This is a genomic window from Comamonas sp. B-9 (assembly GCF_000410635.1).
GTDB lineage: Bacteria > Pseudomonadota > Gammaproteobacteria > Burkholderiales > Burkholderiaceae_C > Comamonas.
On the sequence record NZ_KE148561.1, the window covers coordinates 6,954 to 9,970 of the forward strand.

Here is a 3,017-nt window from a genome sequence, read left to right on the forward strand (position 1 = left end):
GGCAGCCGCCGCCACCACGCCAGGGGCGCCGTGATGGGTACGCTCTACAGCGAAATCCCCAGCTGGATGCACCGGCTGCCCGCCGGGCTCAAGCTCTTGCTGCTGGCCCTGAGCAGCATGGCCTTGCTGGCGCTCAGCGATCTGCGTATACAGGCGCTGGCCTTTGCTGCGATTGCCTTGCTTTACGCGAGCCTCGGCGCGGCCTCGCGCCCCACGCGCCGGCTGGTGGTGGTGGCCCTGATTGCGTCGGCGCTGGTGGGTGGCCTGCATACAGCGACCGTCCAGCCCTGGCTGGGCCTGGCCAGCGGCCTGCGCCTGGTCAGCACGACGATGCTGGGCGCGATGCTGACGGCGACCACCCGGTTTGGCGATCTGCTGGGCGTGGCCGAATGGCTGCTGTCGCCGCTCGCGCGCCTGGGCCTGCCAGTCGAGCGCCTGGCTTTGCAGCTAGGCCTGATGCTGCGCTTTGCCGAGCAGTTTTTTGTGCAATGGCAGCGCCTGGCCGATGCCTACCGGGTGCGCACCGGCCGCCCGGGCGGCTGGCGCTTGCTGGCACCGCTCACCATCCATATGCTCATCACCGCCCGCAAGGTGGCCGATGCGCTGGCCATTCGCCTCAAGCTCTAAGCCGCCAGGCGCCCCTCACCACCACCCGACACCACTGGAAACCACGGACATGCACATGACCACCGATCACCGCACCGAAACCCGCGCCCAGCGCATTGCCATGGTGGCGCTGTTTGCCGCGCTGCTGGCCGCCTTTGGCCTGATTCCCAAGATTGACCTGCCACTGGGCGTGCCCATTACCGCGCAGACCACCGGCGTGATGCTGGCCGGCTGCATGCTGGGCGCGCGCATGGGCTTTCAGGCCATGGTGCTGTTCCTGGCCGCGGTGGCGCTGGGCCTGCCGCTGCTGTCGGGCGGCCGGGGCGGCATGGGTGTGTTCTTTTTGCCGTCCGCAGGCTACCTTGTCTCGTACCCCGTCGCCGCTGCGGTGGCGGGCCTGGTGATGCGCGCCTTGGCGGGCAAGGGCAACTCGTCGCCCGCGCGGCTGGCGGGTTGCGCCTTTGTGGCCTCGGTGGTGGGCGGCATTGTCGTGGTCCACGCCTTTGGGGTGGTCGGTCTGATGCTGCTGGCCAAGCTGAGCTTGGTGCAGGCCGCCGTCGGCACGCTGGTGTTTGTGCCCGGTGACCTGGTCAAGTGTGTGCTGGTGGCGCTGATTGTGCACACGGTGGCACGCGGCCTGCCCGACTGGCGCTTTGGTGGACGCCGCTTGTGAGCGGCTTGCCCCACGTGCCCCCTGGCCTGGCGCCCTGGCAGCGCCTGGTGCATGGCCCGCTGGCCCACTGGGCGCAGCAGCGGCCCGATGCCATCGCCATTGATGATGGCGTGCAACGCATTGGCTTTGCCGATCTGCATGCCGCCGTAGCGCAGCAAGCCCAGGCCTTGGAGGCCCGGAATGCACCCCACACGCGCCTGCTCGATGCCAGCCAGTCGCCGGCGGCGCTGATCAGCGATTTTTTGGCCACCAATGCCAGCGGCCGCTGCGCCGCGCTGGGCGACAGGGCCTGGTCGCCCGCCCAGCAAGCGCAGGCGCAGCAATGGGTAGACGCGCTGGCCGCCACGCCCCGCAACCACCAGGCCGATGCCGCCTTGCAACCCTTCTACATTGGCTTTACCTCGGGCAGCACCGGGCTGCCCAAGGGCTTTCGGCGCCACCACCAGTCCTGGAGCGAGAGCTTTCGCGTGTGCGTCGATAGCTTTGGCGAGGCCGCCAACGGCTGCGTGATGGCGCCTGGCAGCCTGTCGCATTCGCTGTTTTTGTTTGGCGCGCTGCAAGGCATCTGGACGGGCGGCGGTATGCAGCTGCAGCCACGTTTTTCTGCGAGCCAGTGTCTGGCGACCTTGCGAGAGCAGGCCACGCCTTGCCTCGTGGCCGTGCCCAGCCAGCTGCTTGTGATGCTGCAGCTGGCCGAGCGCCGTGCGATCGCGCCGGTAGAGTCGCTCCAGCTGCTGATGATCAGCGGCGCGCGCTGGATGCGCCAGCACACACCGGCGCTGCAGGCGCTGTTCCCCCATGCGCGGATTGTCGAGTTCTATGGCGCTTCGGAATCGAGCTTTATCGCCTGGATGGATGCCGATGCCGAGGCCTCGCCGCAGGTGGTAGGCCGGGCCTTCAGCAATGTGCAGCTGCAGATCCGCGATGCAGAGATGCAGCCACTGCCCAGCGGCAACGTGGGCACCATCTGGCTCAAGAGCCCCATGCTGTTTATCGACTATGTGGGTGCGCAGGCCGATGCGACGGCTGCCCTGCGCGATGGGGATTGGCTCAGCGTGCGCGACATGGGCAGCCTCGATGCGCAAGGCCTGCTGACCCTCGTGGGACGCGAGAAGCGCATGATCGTCACCCAGGGCAAAAACCTGTTCCCCGAAGAGGTGGAAGCGGTGCTCTGCGAGCACCCGCGCGTGGCCGCTGCATCGGTGCATGGCGTCGACGATGCGCTGCGCGGCAAGCAGGTCTGGGTGGCGCTGCAATTGCATGACGATGCTCCCACATCGCCTGCGCAGCCGCCATTGCAACCGCTGGCCGATGCCGCGCTGGCCCGCGAGCTGGCCGCCTGGTGCCGCAGCCAGCTCGAAGCCCACAAATGCCCACGCCGCTGGTTCAGCGCCACGCCCTGGCCGCAGACGGCCAGTGGCAAGACGGACCACTCCAGGCTTGCACAATGGCTGGCAGCTGCACTGCCCAGCACCGACAAAACAGCTTGATCGCGCAACGCCACCATGCCCACGCCACCCGTCTTTATCGCCAGCCATGCCCGCAGCGCCGTGGTGCCTGTCGGTGGCGCCTTCAAGCATCTGCAAACGCATGAGATGGCCGCGCCCGTGTTGCAAGGCCTGCTGCAACGCGCGGGGCTGCCCACCGATGCCGTCGATGCCGTGGTGCTGGGCAATGCGCTGGGCGCTGGCGGCAACCCCGCCCGCATGCTGGCGCTGGCGGGCCAGCTGCCGCTGCA

General features: G+C 68.3%; 3 protein-coding genes and 1 pseudogene. All 4 read left to right on the forward strand.

Annotation, left to right across the window (positions count from 1 at the left end; all coding sequences use genetic code 11):
* Positions 1-33 precede the first annotated feature (33 nt).
* Positions 34-627, forward strand: coding sequence for an energy-coupling factor transporter transmembrane component T (locus H928_RS0110980; protein ID WP_021026549.1), 594 nt, complete (start codon positions 34-36; stop codon positions 625-627).
* A 55-nt stretch (positions 628-682) separates the two neighbouring features.
* Positions 683-1,279, forward strand: coding sequence for a biotin transporter BioY (locus tag H928_RS0110985; RefSeq protein ID WP_027010818.1), 597 nt, complete (start codon positions 683-685; stop codon positions 1,277-1,279).
* Positions 1,276-2,769, forward strand: a complete 1,494-nt coding sequence (locus tag H928_RS0110990) for an AMP-binding protein (RefSeq protein WP_021026551.1) — start codon at positions 1,276-1,278, stop codon at positions 2,767-2,769. The genes H928_RS0110985 and H928_RS0110990 overlap by 4 nt, the downstream gene beginning before the upstream one ends.
* 15 nt (positions 2,770-2,784) lie before the next feature.
* Positions 2,785-3,017: pseudogene (locus H928_RS0110995) on the forward strand (acetyl-CoA C-acyltransferase); the annotation flags it as partial.